Origin of the sequence: Pseudomonas sp. FeS53a, from assembly GCF_000931385.1 — a bacterium.
GTDB classification, from domain to species: domain Bacteria; phylum Pseudomonadota; class Gammaproteobacteria; order Pseudomonadales; family Pseudomonadaceae; genus Metapseudomonas; species Metapseudomonas otitidis.
The window spans coordinates 1-17,014 of the sequence record NZ_JYFT01000077.1 but is presented as its reverse complement, the minus strand read 5'-3'; the positions used below and the strand labels follow the sequence as shown (position 1 = coordinate 17,014).

Below are 17,014 nucleotides of genomic sequence, written 5' to 3'. Positions count from 1 at the left end.
CACCCCGCCCTCAGTGCCCGCCCTTCCAGGGCTGGCCGAGGGACACCGGGGCGAACAGGCGGGTGCGCACGGCATCGCGGGAGAGCAGCACCAGCACCAGGATGGTCGCCACGTAGGGCAGCATCGCCAGCAGGTTGGCCGGGATGGCGAGCCCCACGCCCTGGGCCACCAGGTGCAGGATGCTGGCCAGGCCGAACAGGTAGGCGCCGAGCAGCACGCGGAACACCCGCCAGCTGGCGAACACCACCAGCGCCAAGGCGATCCAGCCGCGCCCGGCGGTCATGTTCTCTGCCCACATCGGCGTGTACGCCAGGGACAGGTAGGCCCCGGCCATGCCCGCCATCGCCCCGCCGAACAGCACCGCCAGGGTGCGCACCCGCAGCACCGGCAGGCCCATGGCGCTGGCCGCGTCGGGGTTCTCGCCCACCGCCTGCAGCACCAGGCCGATGCGGCTCTTCAACAGGGCCCAGGCGATCAGCGCGAACAGCGCGAAGGACAGGTAGACCATCAGGTCCTGGCTGAACAGCACCTTGCCCAGCACCGGCAGCGCACCCAGCAGCGGGATCGCCACCGGCTCGAAGCCCGCCAGCGGCTTGCCCACCCAGGCCGCGCCGACGAAGGACGACAGGCCGATGCCGAAGATGGTCAGCGCCAGCCCGGTGGCCACCTGGTTGGCGTTGCAGCCCAGCGCCACCAGGGCGAACAGCGCCGACAGCAGCACCCCGGCGGCCATCGCCGCCAGCACCCCGAGCCAGAGGCTGCCGGTGCCGATGGCGGCGATGAAGCCCACCACCGCGCCGAACAGCATCATTCCCTCCTGGCCGAGGTTGAGCACGCCGCTCTTTTCACACACCAGCTCGCCCAGGGCCACCAGCAGCAGCGGCGTGCCGCAGCGGACCATGGCGAAGAGGATGTTGGTCAGCAGATCGAGATCCATGGGTCAGAAGCCTCGGGCGGCGAGCCGCGCGTCAGGAAGAGGGGAGAGGGTCATGCCAGGGCCCCGCGTGCGCGGGCCGTCGTGCGCAGCGTCCAGCGGGCCGCCAGGCGCGGGCGGTAGAGGATCAGCACGTCACAGGCGAGCAGGAAGAACAGCATCATTCCCTGGAACAGCTGGGTGATGGACTGCGGCAGGTTCAGGGCCATCTGCGCGTTCTCGCCGCCCAGGTAGAGCAGCGCCATCAGCAGGCCGGCGGCGAGGATGCCGAACGGGTTCAGGCGACCGAGGAAGGCCACGGTGATGGCGGCGTAGCCGTAGCCCGGCGACACCTGCGGCACCAGCTGGCCGATGGGCCCTGTGACCTCGCCGACCCCGGCCAGGCCCGCCAGGCCGCCGCTGAGCAGCAGCACCAGCCACACCAGGCGCCGCTCGCGGAAGCCGACGAAGCCGGCCGCGCGCTTGTCCAGGCCCAGCACCTTGATCTGGAAGCCGAGGAAGCTCCTGTGCAGCAGCACCCACACCGCCACCAGCGCCAGCAGGGCGAAGTACAGGCCGATGTGCAGGCGCAGGTCCTCGAACACCGGCGGCAGGCGCGTGGCGTCGCCGAACATGGCCGACTCGGGGAAGTTGAAGCCGCCCGGGTCCTTCAGCGGCCCGTGCACTGCGTACAGCAGCAGGTTCAGCGCCACGTAGTTGAGCATGATGGTGGTGAGGATCTCGTTGGCGTTGAAGCGCGTGCGCAGCCAGGCCGCCAGCGCGCCCCAGGCGGCCCCGGCGAGGGTGCCGGCGGCCAGCACCAGCACCAGCGCCCAGCGGCTCTCCCAGTCGATGACGTGGACCGCCAGCGCACTGCCGGCCAGGGCACCGACCAGCAACTGGCCCTCGGCGCCGATGTTCCACACCCGCGCCTGGTAGGCCACGGCCAGGCCCAGGGCGCAGAGCAGGATGGGCAGCGCCTTCACCAGCAGCTCGGAGACGCCGTAGAGGTCGCTCACCGGAGCAATCAGCAGGGTGTGCAGGGTTTCCAGCGGGTCCTTGCCCAGGGCCAGGAACAGCAGCGAGCCGCAGGCCAGGGTCAGCAGGCCGGCCAGCACCGGGGAGAGCACCAGCATCGCCCGCGAGGGCTGGGTGCGGGGAACGAGGGATAACAGCATGGGGGGCTCCGGGTCAGGCGGCTTGGGGCGAATCGAAGCGGCCGGCCATCCAGCGGCCGACCTCCTGGGCGGTGGTGTCCGGCACCGGCTTGAGCGCCGATAGCTCGCCGCTGCACAGCGCACCGATGCGGTCGCTGATCTGGAACAGCTCGTCCAGGTCCTCGGAAATCACCAGGATCGCCGCGCCGGCATCCCGCAGCGCGATCAGCGCGCGGTGGATGGCCGCCGCCGCGCCCACGTCCACGCCCCAGGTGGGGTGCGCGGCCACCAGCAGCCTGGGTTGCTGGAGGATCTCGCGGCCGAGGATGAACTTCTGCAGGTTGCCGCCGGAGAGGCTGCGGGCGGCGGTGTGGGCGTCTGGGGTCTTCACCGCGAAGCGGCGGATCACTTCCTCGGCGAAGGCCAGCACCCGGCCTCGGCGTACCAGGCCGTGGCGCAGCAGGCCCTGGCGCGAGGCGGTGAGCAGCGCATTGTCCGCCAGGGACAGCTCCGGCACCGCGCCGTGCCCCAGGCGCTCGGCGGGCACGAAGGCCAGGCCCCGGGCGCGCCGCGCATCCGGCGGCAACTGGCCCACCGCCTGCCCGGCGAAACGCACCGCCGCCGCCTTGGCCGGCGGCAGCCGGGCCTCACCGGAGAGCAGCGCCAGCAGCTCGTCCTGGCCGTTGCCGGCCACCCCGGCGATGCCGACGATCTCGCCGCTGCGCACCTCCAGGCCGATGGCTTTCAGCGACACGCCGAACGGGTCGGGGTTGTGCCAGTCGAGGCCCTCCAGGTGCAGGAAGGGCGCGCCGCCGCTGACCTTGGGGTACTGCGCCACCAGCCCTTCGGCATCGCCCACCATCAGCCGCGCCAGCTCCAGGTCGCTGCACGCGGCCGGGATGCACTGGCCGGAGACACGGCCGCCGCGCAGCACCGTCGCGCTGTGGCAGAGCGCCCGCACCTCGGCCAGCTTGTGGCTGATGAAGAGGATGCTGCAGCCCTCGGCCGCCAGCCGGCGCAGGGTGACGAACAGCTCCTCGGCCTCCTGCGGGGTGAGGACCGAGGTGGGTTCGTCGAGGATCAGCAGGCGGATGTCCTGCATCAGGCAGCGGACGATCTCCACCCGCTGGCGCTCGCCGATGGACAGCGCATGCACCAGCCGCCCCGGCTCCAGGGCCATGCCATAGCGCTGCGACACCTCGCGGATGCGCGCCTCCAGCTGCCTGGGCGTGCCGGCCTCGCGACCCAGCGCCAGGGCGATGTTCTCGGCCACGGTGAGCGTCTCGAACAGCGAGAAGTGCTGGAACACCATGCCGATGCCCAGGGCGCGGGCCTGGGCCGGGTCGCGCACCCGCCGCGTCTCGCCCTGCCAGCGGATCTCGCCGGCATCGGGCTGCACCACGCCGTAGATGATCTTCATCAGCGTGCTCTTGCCGGCACCGTTCTCGCCCAGCAGGGCATGGATCTCCCCGGGGGCGATGGCCAGGTCGACACGGTCGTTGGCCAGGCAGCCGGGGTAGCGCTTGGTGATGCCCAGGAGTTCCAGGCGGGGAGGGGAGGCGGTCATGGGGCTTCACTCGATCAATCAGCTGGCCCTGCCAAAGCAAAAAGCTGGCCACCAGGTCAGAAAGCGCGCGGGCCTTGGGACAGCGAGACGACCAGGTGCCAGGGGCGCGCGGAGGCTGCACGCAAATGGGGCGTGGACGGTGGGGTGGCGCACCGTTGTGGCGGTTTTTCGATCAGGGCGGCGCAGGCCTTGGCGCAGCAGGGCTGGCGCGGTTATTCCCAAGGTTATCCACAGGTCTGTCCACGGTTATTGTGGGCGAGCACGGGGCACCTCGACGGGATGCTGGCGCGGTGCCTTATTTCCCAGCGAAATTAATCCATGCCTGTCAAGCCCTTGCGTGCGCCATTTGGGCGCAGGGCAGGGTGGTCGTTATTTGATCAGCTCGCGGCAGGCACCACGGCACGCAGCCCGACGCCACCTTTGCAAAGGTTATCCACAGGCTTGTCCCCGGCTTTTGTGGGCGGTTCCGGATCACCGTAAGCGGCAGGCGGCACCCGTAGCCTGGGCTTCAGCCCAGGGATGGGCTGGCGAAGGATTCCCAGGTTGAAGCTCAGGGCCCGGTGCGCGGAATCCCCGGACTGAAGTCCGGGCTACAGTCCGGGCTACACCCCGTGCCACGACGCTGCGGAGAGCACCCGTAGCCTGGGCTTCAGCCCAGGGATGGGCTGGCGAAGGATTCTCAGGTTGAAGCTCAGGGCCTGGTGCGCGGAATCCCCGGACTGAAGTCCGGGCTACAGCCCGTGCCACGGCGTTGCGGAGAGCACCCGTAGCCTGGGCTTCAGCCCAGGGACTGGCTGGCGAAGGATTCCCAGGTTGAAGCTCAGGGTCTGGTGTGCGGAATCCCCGGACTGAAGTCCGGGCTACACCTCGTGCCACGACGTTGCGAAGGGCACCCGTAGCCTGGGCTTCAGCCCAGGGATGGGCTGGCGCAGGATTCTCTGGTTGAAGCTCAAGGCCGGGTGCGTGGAATCCCCGGACTGAAGTCCGGGCTACACCCCGCACCACGACGTTGCGGAGGGCACCCGTAGCCCGGGCTTCAGCCCGGGGCATGGCCGGCGAAGGCGCTCCGGGTTGAAGCCCGAACCACGGGGCCGGGTTGGGCTCAGAAGCTGAGTTCGAGGTTGAGGGTCGGGGTTGAGGTGCGGCTGCCGCGCCCGCCGTCCACGCCGAACTTGTTGTGCCAGTACTCGTAGCCGACGCCGAACCACAGGTTGGGCTGCACCCGGTCGCCCGGGCGGGCGGCCACCATCAGGGCGGTGCGCATGAGGGTTTCCGGGGCGGTGTCGCGGTTGTTGTAGTCCTCGCCCTTCTCCCCGATGTGGTTGACGAAGCCCTGGAACTTGGCCGCGTGGTCGCCCACCTTGAACGGCCGCAGCCAGGTCAGGTTGAGGTTGTAGGTGCCGTCGAAGGTGAGGTTCTCGTGGCGCACGCCGGGGATGCCGCTGTGGTTGCGCTCGCGGTAGTAGAGCAGGCTCAGGTCGAGCACGCCGACGGTGTTGAACTTGAGGGTCGGGCCGAACACCAGGGCGCGCTTCTTGGCCGAGGCGCGGTTGTTGTTGCGGCTGGCGTCGAAGCCGGCGGTGAAGGCGTAGTCCTTGATCAGGCCGGTGCCCAGGGGCTGGTCGAACACCCGCGAGGCGAACAGCTGGTGGCGGTAGGTGGCGTAGACCTCGCTGCCGCCCTCGTCGGAGCCCTTGCGCGGGTCGCGGTTGTCGGAGAGGAACACGTCGAGGTTGAAGAAGTTGCTGCCGTACTGGTAGCCGCTGGCGTGGGTGAAGCTGTAGATGCGCTTGGCGAACTTGTCCGGGTTGTTGGGGTTGGTGAACTGCTGGCCATAGCGGAAGCCCAGGCTGTTGTTCATCCATTCCAGTGCGCTGGCCTCCCCGGCCATGACGAAGGCCAGTGCCAACGACGCTCCCTGCAGTGCTTTTTTCATTGTTGTGGCTCCTGTGGAGTGGGGTATCGACAGTTCGGTACGGACACCGAGCGACGCAGTATCGGCACAAGCCCGGTGTGCGCCAAAGAACAGTATTTCGCTCGGGCTGATGCCGGAACGGCAGCGCTGAATTGACCTGGAAGTCAGTATTTTCGCGGCCTCCAGCCCGGCGGGCGTTCCGCGCGCTCAAGGGCGCAGGCTGGCGTGAAGGGCAGAAATCGAGCGGGTAGGCAGAGGGCATGGGCTGACGCCGAAAGCCGGCGCCGGCACCAGTGCTAGAAGCAATCTTTACGATGGAAAGCGGCCAGGGCGGTAGGCTCTAGATCACAACAAGGCTGTTGTCTTTGGAGTTGCTAAGGTACCCATGCATTAAATCCGACCGGCTTGGGACACTCTTCCTTTCCCCAAGTAGCTTGGAAAAGCGAGAACGTTACTTTTGCAGTTTTCGGTGTGATTAGAGTGGCGTCGACATAGTCCAGAATCCTGTGTGTATATTCCTCGCCTTGAGCGGTAACTATCAAAAAATTACCGCCAGATTTCCTTTCCCAGCAGCCATATGTAGATGTGCCATTGGACTTGAGTACGTAGGACTTCATCCGGTTGGCGTTTGCGAGGGGGAGTTCGCATGAACGCTCTGGAAAAAGAGTTATTGAGGGAGAATCTACAGGGAATATATCCCCAGAGCATCGATGGCCTTTTTCTGCACTCACAAGAATTTTTTCACCACTGGCGCACCCATAAAGTGAAATTGAAACCAAGCAGATAAATATCTTTTTCGAAAACATAACGACTGCTTCTCTTGCGTAGGTTGGAGCGTTTGCGAATGGCCTATTGGGCAAGCCCGAGAGCTTATCTCAGGGGCAGAAAACGCTTCGGTGAATTCGATCGCTTAGTGAAGCCTCAGAGCCGCGGCGGTTCCTCGCCCTCGCGGCGGGCGATCTCCTCGGCCATCAGCCGGGCGAAGGCGTCCACCGCCACCGGCAGGTGACGCCCGGCGCGCATGTACAGGCCGAGGTCGCTGTGCAGGCCGCCCTGGTCGGTCAGCGGCAGGTGCAGCAGCTCGCCGCTGGCGAGGTCGGCCTCCAGGCCGATGCGGGTCTGGAAGGCGATGCCCAGGCCGCGCCTGACCATCTGCCGGGCCAGCTCCAGGGAGCTGCTTTCCAGCACCGGCAGGCCCGGCTGGCGCAGGCGGCGGAACAGCGGGCCGATCTGGTGGTGCAGGGACAGCTCGCGCTTGGCGAGGATCAGCCCGTGCTCGGCGCAGGCGGCGAAGGCCACCTCCTGGCGCTGGGCCAGGGGATGGCCGGCGGGGACGATGGCCCCCAGGCGGAAGTGCCCCAGGCACAGCTGCTGCAGCTCGGCGCTGCGTTGCAGGCCGAAGGCCAGGCCCAGGTCGGCGTTGCCGCTGAGCACCGCCTCGGGGATGGCCTGGGAGCCGAGGGTGGTGACGCCCACGGTGATGCGCGGATAGCGCGTGTGCATGGCGTCGAGCACGCGGGGCAGCAGGTCGAGGGTGACGCCTTCGACGGTGGCGATCTCCACGTGGCCGGTGCTCAGGCCCTGCATGGCGTCCAGTTCCGAGCGCACCCGCTCCAGGTCTTGCAGCACCACGGTGACGTGGCGCGACAGGGTCTCGCCGGCCGGGGTCAGGCGCAGGCCGCCGGGCAGGCGCTCGAACAGCGGCGTGCCCAGTTCGTCCTCCAGCTTGAGGATCTGCCGGTTCACCGCCGACGAGGCGACGTTGAGCCGGCGCGCCGCCTCGCGGATGGAGTGGCAGCGCCGGACCATGTCGAAGTAGAGGATGGCCGGGGAGTGGATGCGCAGGCGGCCGCTCACGGCGCCACCGCCTCCACCGGTTGCAGCTGGCTGCGGCCCCGGCTGAGGTCGGCCAGCACCTGCTGCAGGGCTGCCTGGCGTTCCGCCGGCAGGGCCAGCTCCAGCCAGGCGCCCTCGGCGTCGTAGGCCTCGTCTTCCAACCGCGCCTGGTGCTCGGCCAGGCGCGCCTTGAACGGGGCCAGCTCGGCGAAGGCCACGTGCCCGCGCAGGCGCTGCAGGGCCAGCAACTCGGTGCGTTCGCCGCCCTGCAGGCACTTCGCGGCGCTGCCGCCGTAGGCCCGCGCCAGGCCGCCGGTGCCGAGCTGGATGCCGCCGTACCAGCGGATCACCAGCACCGCCACGCGGTCCATGTCCTGGCCTTCGATGGCGGCGAGCATCGGCCGCCCGGCGGTGCCACCGGGTTCGCCGTCGTCGCTGAAGCGGTACTGCGCGCCCACCTTCCAGGCCCAGCAGTTGTGGCTGGCGGCGGGGTCGCTGTGGGTGGCGATGAAGGCCTGGGCCTCTGCCGCGCTGGTGACCGGCGCGGCCAGGGCGATGAAGCGGCTCTTGCGGATTTCCTCGCGGTACTCGCAGGGCCCGGCCAGGGTGAAGGGCATCAGGCGCTGGCCGGCGGCGTCAGGCCGCAGCCCTTGAGGATGATGTGGGTGAGGGTCTGGGCGGCGACTTCGTAGTCGTCCTTGGTCAGGCGCTTGCGGCCGCTGACGCGGCAGATCTGCGAGCCGAAGTCGGCGTAGTGCTGGGTGCTGCCCCAGAGCAGGAAGATCAGGTGCATCGGGTCCACCGGGTCCAGCTTGCCGGCGGCCACCCAGGCCTCGAACACGGCGGCGCGGCCGCGGAACCAGTCGCGGTAGTCCTGGTTGAAATGCTTGTCGAGGCAGCTGCCGCCGCTGATCACTTCCATGGCGAAGATCTTCGAGGCCAGCGGGTAGCGGCGGGAGAACTCCAGCTTGGCGCGGATGTAGCGAGCCAGCGCTTCGGCCGGGTCGTCCTCGGCGGTGAGGGTGTTGAAGGTGCTGTCCCACAGCTCGAGGATGTTGCTCAGCACCGCCACGTAGAGCCCCAGCTTGTTGCTGAAGTAGTAGTGCAGGTTGGCCTTGGGCAGGTCGGCGCGCAGGGCGATGGCGTTCATGCTGGTGCCTTTGAAACCGTGCTTGGCGAACTCCTCCTCGGCGGCGGCGAGGATGATCTCTTCGTTCTTCTGGCGGATGCGGCCGGCGGGTTTGCCGGTGGCGGCGGGGCTGTGGGCGGGAACCAGGACAGTCATGGTGTTTCCAGGGAATTCAGGGGCGGGCGAATGCACTGATACCGCAAGCGCGGGCCCGCCGACAAGCCGCACGACGGGATCGGTGCCGGTTTTGTCGCCGCTGCACCGGCTCGGTGCGCAATGGTCCCGCCCGGAGGTCAGTCGCAGCCCTTCAAGCGGTTGCAGGAGAGCCGTATGCGGTCGCCGGCGGAGGTGGAGAGGCGGTTCAGCACGTTCCAGCCCATGCGCCGGCCAAAGCCGAACCACACGGTGCCGTCGCTGCTGATGCCGCTGAGCAGCAGCAGGCGGCCGAAGCGTGTGCTGGTCTGCGCCCAGCCGAGGCCGGTCTGGCCGTCGTGGCCGCGCAGGTAGAGGTCATCGCCCTGGATGGCCATGCCGTAGAAGCCGCCCTGGCCGTCGTTGCAGTGCATCAGGGTGGTCAGGAGGGCGAGACGCGGGATGTTCATGGATAGAGCGTTCCCGGGGGTTGAGTGAGCGCGGAGCCAGGTTGGTTATCGAGTTCTGTCGATGTTTTCTGTTTCGCCCCGCCGGGCGAGTCACTTTTCTCAATCGCCCAGAAAAGTAACCAAAAGGGCTCGCCCCTGCATCCGGGGCCCGCTTCGCGGGACTCCCCTCGCTCCATCGTTGCTTCGGGGGCCGGCGCGATGGGCCATCCGTGGCCTGGCGCGCCTCTCGCGGCATCCATGCCGCTCGTCCCCCTGCGCAACGACTGCGCTCGGCCTCCTGAAGGGGCGCTGCCCCGCTCCAACGCTTGAGCCAGATGTCGTTTCGGGATGCGCACTGGGGTCTTACTTCTGAGAGAAGCTGACGAGTGGGTTATGGCTAGCACAGCGAGATATTGAAAATCATTCTCGACAAGCGCAGGATGCGTAACTTTATAACATTTGCATCGGAGGCTCCATGAAACCCGGCATTCACCCCGACTACCGGCCTGTGCTGTTCCACGACACCTCGGCCAATGCGTTCTTCCTGATCGGTTCCACCGTGGAAACCGACCGCACCCACGTGCACAGCGATGGCCAGACCTACCCCTACGTGGCGCTGGATGTGTCCAGCGCGTCGCACCCGGTCTACACCGGCCAGCAGCGCCAGGTGGCGGCGGAGGGGCGCATTGCCCACTTCAACAAGCGCTTCGCTGCTTTCGGTGGGCGCGGGACTCAGGGCTGAGGCGTGGCCTCGCGGGCCTGGGCCAGTTGGCCCAGGCGTTCGCGGCAGAAGTCCACGAACAGCTGGGCCGGTTTGGTCAGCTGGGCGCGTTTGAGGCGTGCGGCCACCAGGCCGGAGGTGGCCACCGGCTCGGTGATGTCCACGCACACCACCCGCTGGCCGTCGTAGGTGCACTCGGAATGGGGGCGGGTGACCAGCAGGGAGAAGCCGAAGCCCTGGCCCACCATGCCGCGCACCATCTCGATGGAGGGCGAGCTGAAGACGATGTTGGGCGTCAGCCCCAGCTCGTGGAACAGGCTGACGAAGTAGGTGCGGCTCGGCTGCACGTCCAGCAGGATCATCGGCTCCAGGCACAGGTCGCGCAGCGACACCTGGGCCTGGCGGGCGAAGCGGTGGTGTTCCGGCAGCAGCGCATAGGGCTTCTGCGGGGCCATCAGCGGCTCGGTGGCGATGGTGCTGTCCAGCTCGTGGTCGTAGAGGAAGGCCAGGTCGAAGGTGCCGGCGGTCAGCCCCTGCACCAGTTCCTGCTGCTCGCCGTCGCGGATGCGGATGTCCACCCCCGGGTACAGCGCGCGGAACCCCGCGATCAGTTGTGGCAGGTAGAGCGGCGCCACCGTCTCGAAGCAGCCGATGTCGATCTGCCCGGCGACGATGTCGTTGTCCGCCAGGGCGTTCTGCTCGAACTCCCGCGCCACCCGCAGGAGCTCCAGGGCCTTCTCGTAGAAGCGCGTGCCGCTGGGGGTCAGCGACACGCCCTGGGCGTGGTGGCGGATGAACAGCTGCACGCCGAAGCTCTCCTCCAGCCCCTTGATGGCCGTGGAGATGGACGGCTGGGCGATGTAGAGCTTGCGGGACGCTTCGGCCACGCTGCCGGATTCCACCGTGGTCACGAAGTACCTCAGTTGCCGCAGGGTGTAGGTCGCCATGGGACTCCTCCTCGTTTCAACAGCCTGATCTCAGCAGCCCGATCTCGACGGCCTGTGCCACCTGTGCCGGCCGCGCCTCGCCCGTGGAGCGGAAGGCCAGCACCATACCCCAGGCCGCAGCGGGTGGGCCGATCGGCTGGTGAGCTTTTTCATGGCTAGCGAGCATATTTTTAATAATTTTCCTCATGCCCCCGCTGGCGCACCATCTGCCCCGACCCGAACGACAACCAGACCGCGAAGACGGTCGACAGGGGGTGCAGCGTGTACGACCTCGGCTATTGGCAGCAGCGAGCCGCCCGGCAATCCATCATCGACAAGGCCCTGATCGGCGGCCGCCTGGTGAGTGCCGCTTCCGGCGCCACCTTCGATTCCATCAACCCCGCGACCAACCAGCTGCTGGCCCGCGTCGCCGCCTGCGACACGGCGGACGTCGACCTCGCCGTGCGCAGCGCCCGCCAGGCCTTCGAGCACGGCCCCTGGGCACGCATGGCGCCGGCCGAGCGCAAGAAGAGCCTGCTGCGCCTCGCCGAGCTGATGCTGGCCCACCGCGAAGAGCTGGCCCTGCTGGACTCGCTGGACATGGGCAAGCCGGTGATGGACGCCTACACCATCGACGTGCCCGGCGCCGCCAACGTCTTCGCCTGGTACGCCGAATCCCTCGACAAGCTCTACGACCAGGTGGCGCCCGCCGCGCCCAACGCCCTGGCCACCATCACCCGCGAAGCGCTGGGCGTGGTCGCCGCCGTGGTGCCCTGGAACTTCCCCCTCGACATGGCCGCCTGGAAGCTGGCCCCGGCCCTGGCCGCCGGCAACAGCGTGGTACTCAAGCCTGCCGAACAGTCCCCGGCCTCGGCCCTGCGCCTGGGCGAGCTGGCCCTGGAGGCGGGCCTCCCCGAAGGCGTGCTGAACGTGGTGCCCGGCCTCGGCGAGCAGGCCGGCCGCGCCCTGGGCCAGCACCCGGACGTGGACTGCCTGGTGTTCACCGGCTCCACCCAGGTGGGCAAGTACTTCATGGGCTACTCGGCCCAGTCCAACCTCAAGCAGGTTTGGCTGGAGTGCGGCGGCAAGAGCCCCAACCTGGTGTTCGAGGACTGTCGCGACCTCGACCTCGCCGCCGAAAAGGCCGCCTTCGGCATCTTCTTCAACCAGGGCGAAGTGTGCTCGGCCAACTCGCGCCTCTACGTGCAGCGCAGCATCCGCGACGAGTTCATCGAACGCCTGCTGGCCAAGGCCCGCGACTGGATGCCCGGCGACCCGCTGGACCCGGCCAGCCGCGCCGGCGCCATCGTCGACAGCAGCCAGACCCGCCGCATCCTGGGCTTCATCGAGCAGGCCCAGGGCCAGGGCGCCCGGTTGCTCGCCGGTGGCCGGCAGCTGACCTTCAACGGCTCCAGCAACTTCATCGAACCGACCCTGTTCGCCGACGTCGGCCCCGATACCGTCCTCGCCCGCGAGGAAGTCTTCGGCCCGGTGCTGGCCATCAGCACCTTCGACCACGAAGACGAAGCCATCCGCCTGGCCAACGACAGCGTCTACGGCCTCGCCGCCTCGGTCTGGAGCGACGACCTGCACCGCGCCCACCGCGTGGCCCGCGCCCTCAAGGCCGGCACCGTGTCGGTGAACACCGTCGATGCCCTCGACGTCAGCGTGCCCTTTGGCGGCGGCCGCCAGTCCGGCTTCGGCCGCGACCTGTCGCTGCACGCCTTCGACAAGTACTGCCAGCTGAAGACCACCTGGTTCCAGCTGCGCCCCGGCCCCGCGTAGGCCCCGCCCGCGCGGGGACCAAGGTCGCCCCAGACGACCGGCCCCGATCCACCCCGCGTTCGCGCGGGGTCATGACTGCCTCCGTAACTGACAACAACCCAACAAGCAGTGAGGGAGTTCCCATGCGCATGTCCTTGCGTCGTACCGCTTTTGCCCTGAGCGCCCTGGCCGGCCTCAGCGGTTCCGTGCTGGCCGCCCCGGCCAGCCTCACCGTCATCTCCTTCGGCGGCGCCACCAAGGCCGCCCAGGACGCGGCCTACTTCCGCCCCTTCGAAGCCAGCGGCGCCGCGCGCGTGGTGGCCGGCGAATACAACGGCGAGCTGTCCAAGGTGAAGGCCATGGTCGACATCGGCCAGGTCACCTGGGACGTGGTCGAAGTGGAGTCCCCCGAGCTGCTGCGCGGCTGCGAGGAAGGCCTGTTCGAGCGCCTCGACCCGGCGGTGCTTGGCGACCCCGGCCAGTACATCCCCAACACCGTCAGCGAGTGCGGCGTGGCTAGCTACGTCTGGTCCATGGTGCTGGCCTACGACGCCAGCCGGCTGAGCAGCGCCCCCACCTCCTGGGCCGACTTCTGGGACCTGCAGCGCTTCCCCGGCAAGCGCGGCCTGCGCAAGGGCGCCAAGTACACCCTGGAAGCCGCGCTGCTCGCCGACGGCGTCAAGCCCGCCGACCTCTACCGCGTGCTGGAGACCCCCGAAGGCGTCGCCCGCGCCTTCCGCAAGCTCGACCAGATCAAGCCCAGCATCCAGTGGTGGGAAGCCGGCGCCCAGCCGCCGCAATGGCTGGTGGCCGGCGACGTGGTGATGTCCGCCGCTTACAACGGGCGCATCGCCGCCGCCCAGCAGGAAGGCTCGAAGCTGTCCATCGTCTGGGCCGGCAACCTCTACGACCCGGACCACTGGGCCATCGTCCGCGGCAGCCCGAACAAGGCCGCCGCCGAACGCTTCATCGCCTTTGCCAGCCAGGCGCCGAACCAGCAGGCGTTCTCCACCCGCATCCCCTACGGCCCGGTGAACAAGGCCGCCCTGGATGCCCTGCCGGAGGCCACCCGCGCCCAGTTGCCCACCGCCCCGGCCAACCTGGCCGACGCCCAACTGGTGAGCGCCGAGTTCTGGGTCAACCACGGCGAGGAACTGGAGGAGCGCTTCAACGCCTGGGCCGCGCGCTGAGATCACAAGGGCGCGGCCGGCCCGCGCCCTGCATCACCGACCCGCCGGCCGGCGGGCGCATAACAACGACAAGATCGGAGGGTGTCATGAGTGCAAGTGTGTCCATGCCCGTGCAGGGGCAGGAGGAAGTCGGCGGGTTCCGCCGGGTGCTGGGGCTCGGCGCGTTGCTCGCCGTGGCCATCGGCCTGGTGGTGTCCCAGGGCGTGATGGTGCTGATGCTGCAAGGCGCCGGCCTTTCCGGCCTGGGCTTCCTGGTGCCGCTGGGGCTGGCCTGGCTGCTGGCGCTGAGCTACGCCTTCTCGTTCTCCGAACTGGCGCTGATGATCCCCCGTGCCGGCGGCCTGTCCAGCTACACCGAAGTGGCCCTGGGGCACTTCCCGGCCATCCTCGCCACCTTCTCCGGCTACGTGGTGGTGGCGATGTTCGCCCTCTCCGCCGAGCTGCTGCTGCTCGACCTGATCATCGGCAAGGTCTACCCCGACGTGTTCCCGCCCTTCAGCGTCGCCTTCGGCGTGCTCGGCCTGTTCACCGTGCTCAACCTGCTGGGCATCGACATCTTCGCCAGGCTGCAGACCGCCCTGGCAGTGGTGATGGTCATCGTCCTGCTGGTGCTGGGCATTGCCGCCATCGCCAAGGGCGCCCCGGGCACCACCGCCAGCAGCGTGCTGCACGGTGACTGGAACCCCATGGGCGCCGGCGTGCTGACCCTTACCGCCATGGCCGTGTGGGGCTTCGTCGGCGCCGAGTTCGTCTGCCCGCTGGTGGAGGAGACCAAGCGCCCCGAACGCAACATCCCGCGCTCGATGATCATCGGCCTCACCGTCATCTTCCTCACCATCGCCCTGTACTGCCTGGGCGCGCTGTTCATGCTGCCGGCCGAGGCGCTGACCACCGACGCCCTGCCGCACTACCTGTTCGCCACCACGGTGTTCGGCGAGTCCGGCGAAGTGTTCCTGGTGATCGCCGCCGTCACCGCCACCTGCAGCACCCTCAACACCTCGCTGGCGGCCATCCCGCGCATGCTCTACGGCATGGCCCAGAACGGCCAGGCGTTCCCGCAGTTCAAGCGGCTCAGCCCGCGTGCCCGTACCCCCTGGGTGGCGGTGCTGTTCGTCGCCGCCATCACCGGCCTGCCGATTCTCGCCATGGGCCAGGACGCCGCCTCCATCAACTTGCTGCTGCTGGCCGCCGCACTGGCCTGGCTGCTGGCGTACATCATCGTCCACCTCGACGTGATCGCCCTGCGCCGCCGCTACCCGGCCATCGCGCGGCCGTTCCGCACGCCGTTCTACCCGCTGCCGCAGCTGTTCGGCATCGGCGGCATGCTCTATGCAATCGCCTACGCCTCGCCGAGCCCGGACATGACCGGGAAGATCTTCGGCATCGCCGGCGTGGTGCTGGGCCTGGTGTCGCTGATCGCCGTGGCCTGGATCAAATGGGTGATGGGCAAGCCGCTGTTCCGCCCCGAGCCCCTGCCAGCCGCCCAGTGAGCCGCATCAACACGAACCCGCAACGCCCCCGCAAGGGGAGAAAGGAGACACCGACATGAACGCCCCATTCCAGGCCCAACGTGACACCCGCGACTACCAGGCGGCTGACGCGGCCCACCACATCCACGCCTTCCTCGACCAGAAGGCGCTCAACGCCGAAGGGCCGCGCGTGATCGTCGGCGGCGACCGCCTGCACCTCTGGGACAACGACGGCAAGCGCTACCTGGATGGCATGTCCGGCCTGTGGTGCACCAACCTCGGCTACGGCCGCAAGGACCTCGCCGCCGCCGCCTCGCAGCAGCTGGAGCAGCTGCCGTACTACAACATGTTCTTCCACACCACCCACCCGGCGGTGATCGAACTCTCCGAGCTGCTCTTCAGCCTGCTGCCCGGCCACTACAGCCACGCCGTCTACACCAACTCCGGCTCCGAGGCCAACGAGGTGCTGATCCGCACCGTGCGCCGCTACTGGCAGATCCTCGGCAAGCCCGAGAAGCGCATCATGATCGGCCGCTGGAACGGCTACCACGGCTCCACCCTCGGCTCCACCGCCCTCGGCGGCATGAAGTTCATGCACGAAATGGGCGGCATGCTGCCGGACTTCGAACACATCGACGAACCCTACTGGTACGCCCAGGGCGGCGACCTCAGCCCCGAGGAATTCGGCCTGCGCGCCGCCCGCCAGCTGGAAGAGAAGATCCTCGAACTGGGCGCCGACAAGGTCGCCGCCTTCGTCGCCGAACCCTTCCAGGGCGCTGGCGGCATGATCTTCCCGCCGGAGTCCTACTGGCCTGAGATCCAGCGCATCTGCCGGAAGTACGACGTGCTGCTGTGCGCCGATGAAGTGATCGGCGGCTTCGGCCGCACCGGCGAATGGTTCGCCCACCAGCACTTCGGCTTCCAGCCGGACACCCTCTCCATCGCCAAGGGCCTCACCAGCGGCTACATCCCCATGGGCGGCCTGGTGCTGAGCAAGCGCATGGCCGAAGTCCTGGTGGAGCAGGGCGGCGTCTTCGCCCACGGCCTGACCTACTCCGGCCACCCCGTTGCCGCCGCCGTGGCCATCGCCAACCTCAAGGCCCTGCGTGACGAAGGGGTGGTCCGCCAGGTCAAGGCCGACACCGGCCCCTACCTGCAGCAGTGCCTGCGCGAAGTGTTCGGCAACCACCCGCTGGTGGGCGACATCCAGGGCACCGGCCTGGTCGCCGCCCTGCAGCTCGCCGAAGACAAGGCCACCCGCAAGCGCTTCGACAACGAGAACGACATCGCCTGGCGCTGCCGCACCCTCGGCTTCGAAGAAGGTGTGATCATCCGCTCCACCCTCGGCCGCATGATCATGGCCCCCGCCCTGGTGGCCACCCGCGCCGAACTGGACGAGCTGGTGGAGAAGACCCGCAAGGCCCTCGACCGCACCGCCCAGGAACTCGGCCGGCTCTGACACCGCCCCACCCAACGCCCCGGGGTACCACCCCGGGGCGTTTTCGTACCTCGGCGCGATGCGCTCGTAGCCCGGGCGGCTTCGTAGGATGCGGTGAGCTCGGCGAACCGCATCGGCTTCCGCGCGAGGGCATTGCCTGCGTAGATACCGTCTTGATTGCTAGTGAGCAAGGGCCAGTTTTGCGTCAAACGGCTGGCCCGATTTCAGCACGCCATAGGCGATGTTCAGTAGCTTGCGCATCGCTGCGCAGACGATCTGCTTGCCGGTCTTGCCCCGCTCCCTTAGCCGTTCGCCCATGGCTCTGATCGCTTCGTTGTAGGTCAGGGCGCTGATCGCGGGCATGTACAGGCCGGCCCTCAGGCGCGATGAGCCCATCTTGGAGATGCG

The 17,014-nt window shown here is 68.4% G+C and carries 14 protein-coding genes and 1 pseudogene; 5 read left to right on the top strand and 10 right to left on the bottom strand.

Annotation, left to right across the window (positions count from 1 at the left end; all coding sequences use genetic code 11):
• Window positions 1-10 precede the first annotated feature (10 nt).
• From SZ55_RS24075 to SZ55_RS24040, 8 genes are all read right to left on the bottom strand, one after another.
• Window positions 11-937, bottom strand: coding sequence for an ABC transporter permease (locus tag SZ55_RS24075; protein WP_044412860.1), 927 nt, complete (start codon window positions 935-937; stop codon window positions 11-13).
• A 50-nt stretch (window positions 938-987) separates the two neighbouring features.
• Window positions 988-2,091 (bottom strand): ABC transporter permease, encoded by a 1,104-nt coding sequence (locus tag SZ55_RS24070; RefSeq protein ID WP_044412857.1) that lies wholly within the window; start codon window positions 2,089-2,091, stop codon window positions 988-990.
• Between the two features lie 13 nt (window positions 2,092-2,104).
• On the bottom strand, window positions 2,105-3,637 hold the full coding sequence (locus SZ55_RS24065; protein ID WP_044412854.1) for an ABC transporter ATP-binding protein: 1,533 nt from the start codon (window positions 3,635-3,637) through the stop codon (window positions 2,105-2,107).
• 1,102 nt (window positions 3,638-4,739) lie between these two features.
• On the bottom strand, window positions 4,740-5,573 hold the full coding sequence (locus SZ55_RS24060) for a hypothetical protein (protein ID WP_044412850.1): 834 nt from the start codon (window positions 5,571-5,573) through the stop codon (window positions 4,740-4,742).
• Window positions 5,574-6,473: 900 nt separating this feature from the next.
• Window positions 6,474-7,409 (bottom strand): LysR family transcriptional regulator, encoded by a 936-nt coding sequence (locus SZ55_RS24055; protein ID WP_044412847.1) that lies wholly within the window; start codon window positions 7,407-7,409, stop codon window positions 6,474-6,476.
• Window positions 7,406-8,005: an IMPACT family protein gene (locus tag SZ55_RS24050; RefSeq protein WP_044412844.1), complete on the bottom strand. Its 600-nt coding sequence runs from the start codon at window positions 8,003-8,005 to the stop codon at window positions 7,406-7,408. Before SZ55_RS24050 ends, SZ55_RS24055 begins: the two co-directional genes overlap by 4 nt.
• The gene (locus SZ55_RS24045; protein WP_044412842.1) at window positions 8,005-8,673 is read right to left on the bottom strand and encodes a TetR/AcrR family transcriptional regulator; all 669 of its coding nucleotides are present in this window, start codon (window positions 8,671-8,673) and stop codon (window positions 8,005-8,007) included. Before SZ55_RS24045 ends, SZ55_RS24050 begins: the two co-directional genes overlap by 1 nt.
• 137 nt (window positions 8,674-8,810) lie before the next feature.
• Window positions 8,811-9,119, bottom strand: coding sequence for a hypothetical protein (locus SZ55_RS24040; protein WP_052807658.1), 309 nt, complete (start codon window positions 9,117-9,119; stop codon window positions 8,811-8,813).
• Window positions 9,120-9,573: 454 nt separating this feature from the next.
• Between SZ55_RS24040 and SZ55_RS24035 the strand changes: the two genes are divergently transcribed.
• The gene (locus tag SZ55_RS24035) at window positions 9,574-9,840 is read left to right on the top strand and encodes a type B 50S ribosomal protein L31 (RefSeq protein ID WP_044412839.1); all 267 of its coding nucleotides are present in this window, start codon (window positions 9,574-9,576) and stop codon (window positions 9,838-9,840) included.
• Here the strand turns inward: SZ55_RS24035 and SZ55_RS24030 are convergent.
• Window positions 9,831-10,766 carry a LysR family transcriptional regulator gene (locus SZ55_RS24030; protein ID WP_044412836.1) on the bottom strand — a complete coding sequence of 312 codons (936 nt, stop codon included), beginning with the start codon at window positions 10,764-10,766 and terminating at the stop codon, window positions 9,831-9,833. The genes SZ55_RS24035 and SZ55_RS24030 overlap by 10 nt on opposite strands.
• Window positions 10,767-11,027: 261 nt before the next feature.
• Here SZ55_RS24030 and SZ55_RS24025 point away from each other — a divergent pair, with 261 nt between their 5' ends.
• From SZ55_RS24025 to SZ55_RS24010, 4 genes are all read left to right on the top strand, one after another.
• Window positions 11,028-12,530 carry an aldehyde dehydrogenase gene (locus SZ55_RS24025; RefSeq protein WP_044412834.1) on the top strand — a complete coding sequence of 501 codons (1,503 nt, stop codon included), beginning with the start codon at window positions 11,028-11,030 and terminating at the stop codon, window positions 12,528-12,530.
• Window positions 12,531-12,652: 122 nt separating this feature from the next.
• Entirely contained in the window at window positions 12,653-13,699 is a 1,047-nt protein-coding gene (locus SZ55_RS24020) for an ABC transporter substrate-binding protein (RefSeq protein ID WP_044412832.1), read from the top strand.
• 104 nt (window positions 13,700-13,803) lie between these two features.
• On the top strand, window positions 13,804-15,189 hold the full coding sequence (locus tag SZ55_RS24015; RefSeq protein WP_139233724.1) for an APC family permease: 1,386 nt from the start codon (window positions 13,804-13,806) through the stop codon (window positions 15,187-15,189).
• Window positions 15,190-15,244: 55 nt separating this feature from the next.
• Window positions 15,245-16,627, top strand: coding sequence for an aspartate aminotransferase family protein (locus tag SZ55_RS24010; protein ID WP_044412827.1), 1,383 nt, complete (start codon window positions 15,245-15,247; stop codon window positions 16,625-16,627).
• Window positions 16,628-16,786: 159 nt separating this feature from the next.
• Here SZ55_RS24010 and SZ55_RS28390 read toward each other — a convergent pair.
• Window positions 16,787-17,014 (bottom strand): annotated as a pseudogene (locus SZ55_RS28390) (IS110 family transposase); the annotation flags it as partial.

Bases quoted from the DNA above. Each gene is read 5' to 3' on its own strand.
- SZ55_RS24075 (WP_044412860.1), bottom strand. From the start codon at position 937: ATGGATCTCGATCTGCTGACCAACATCCTCTTCGCCATGGTCCGCTGC.
- SZ55_RS24065 (WP_044412854.1), bottom strand. From the start codon at position 3,637: ATGACCGCCTCCCCTCCCCGCCTGGAACTCCTGGGCATCACCAAGCGC.
- SZ55_RS24040 (WP_052807658.1), bottom strand. From the start codon at position 9,119: ATGAACATCCCGCGTCTCGCCCTCCTGACCACCCTGATGCACTGCAAC.
- SZ55_RS24015 (WP_139233724.1), top strand. From the start codon at position 13,804: ATGCCCGTGCAGGGGCAGGAGGAAGTCGGCGGGTTCCGCCGGGTGCTG.
- SZ55_RS24010 (WP_044412827.1), top strand. From the start codon at position 15,245: ATGAACGCCCCATTCCAGGCCCAACGTGACACCCGCGACTACCAGGCG.
- SZ55_RS24035 (WP_044412839.1), top strand. From the start codon at position 9,574: ATGAAACCCGGCATTCACCCCGACTACCGGCCTGTGCTGTTCCACGAC.
- SZ55_RS24030 (WP_044412836.1), bottom strand. From the start codon at position 10,766: ATGGCGACCTACACCCTGCGGCAACTGAGGTACTTCGTGACCACGGTG.
- SZ55_RS24060 (WP_044412850.1), bottom strand. From the start codon at position 5,573: ATGAAAAAAGCACTGCAGGGAGCGTCGTTGGCACTGGCCTTCGTCATG.
- SZ55_RS24070 (WP_044412857.1), bottom strand. From the start codon at position 2,091: ATGCTGTTATCCCTCGTTCCCCGCACCCAGCCCTCGCGGGCGATGCTG.
- SZ55_RS24045 (WP_044412842.1), bottom strand. From the start codon at position 8,673: ATGACTGTCCTGGTTCCCGCCCACAGCCCCGCCGCCACCGGCAAACCC.
- SZ55_RS24050 (WP_044412844.1), bottom strand. From the start codon at position 8,005: ATGCCCTTCACCCTGGCCGGGCCCTGCGAGTACCGCGAGGAAATCCGC.
- SZ55_RS24020 (WP_044412832.1), top strand. From the start codon at position 12,653: ATGCGCATGTCCTTGCGTCGTACCGCTTTTGCCCTGAGCGCCCTGGCC.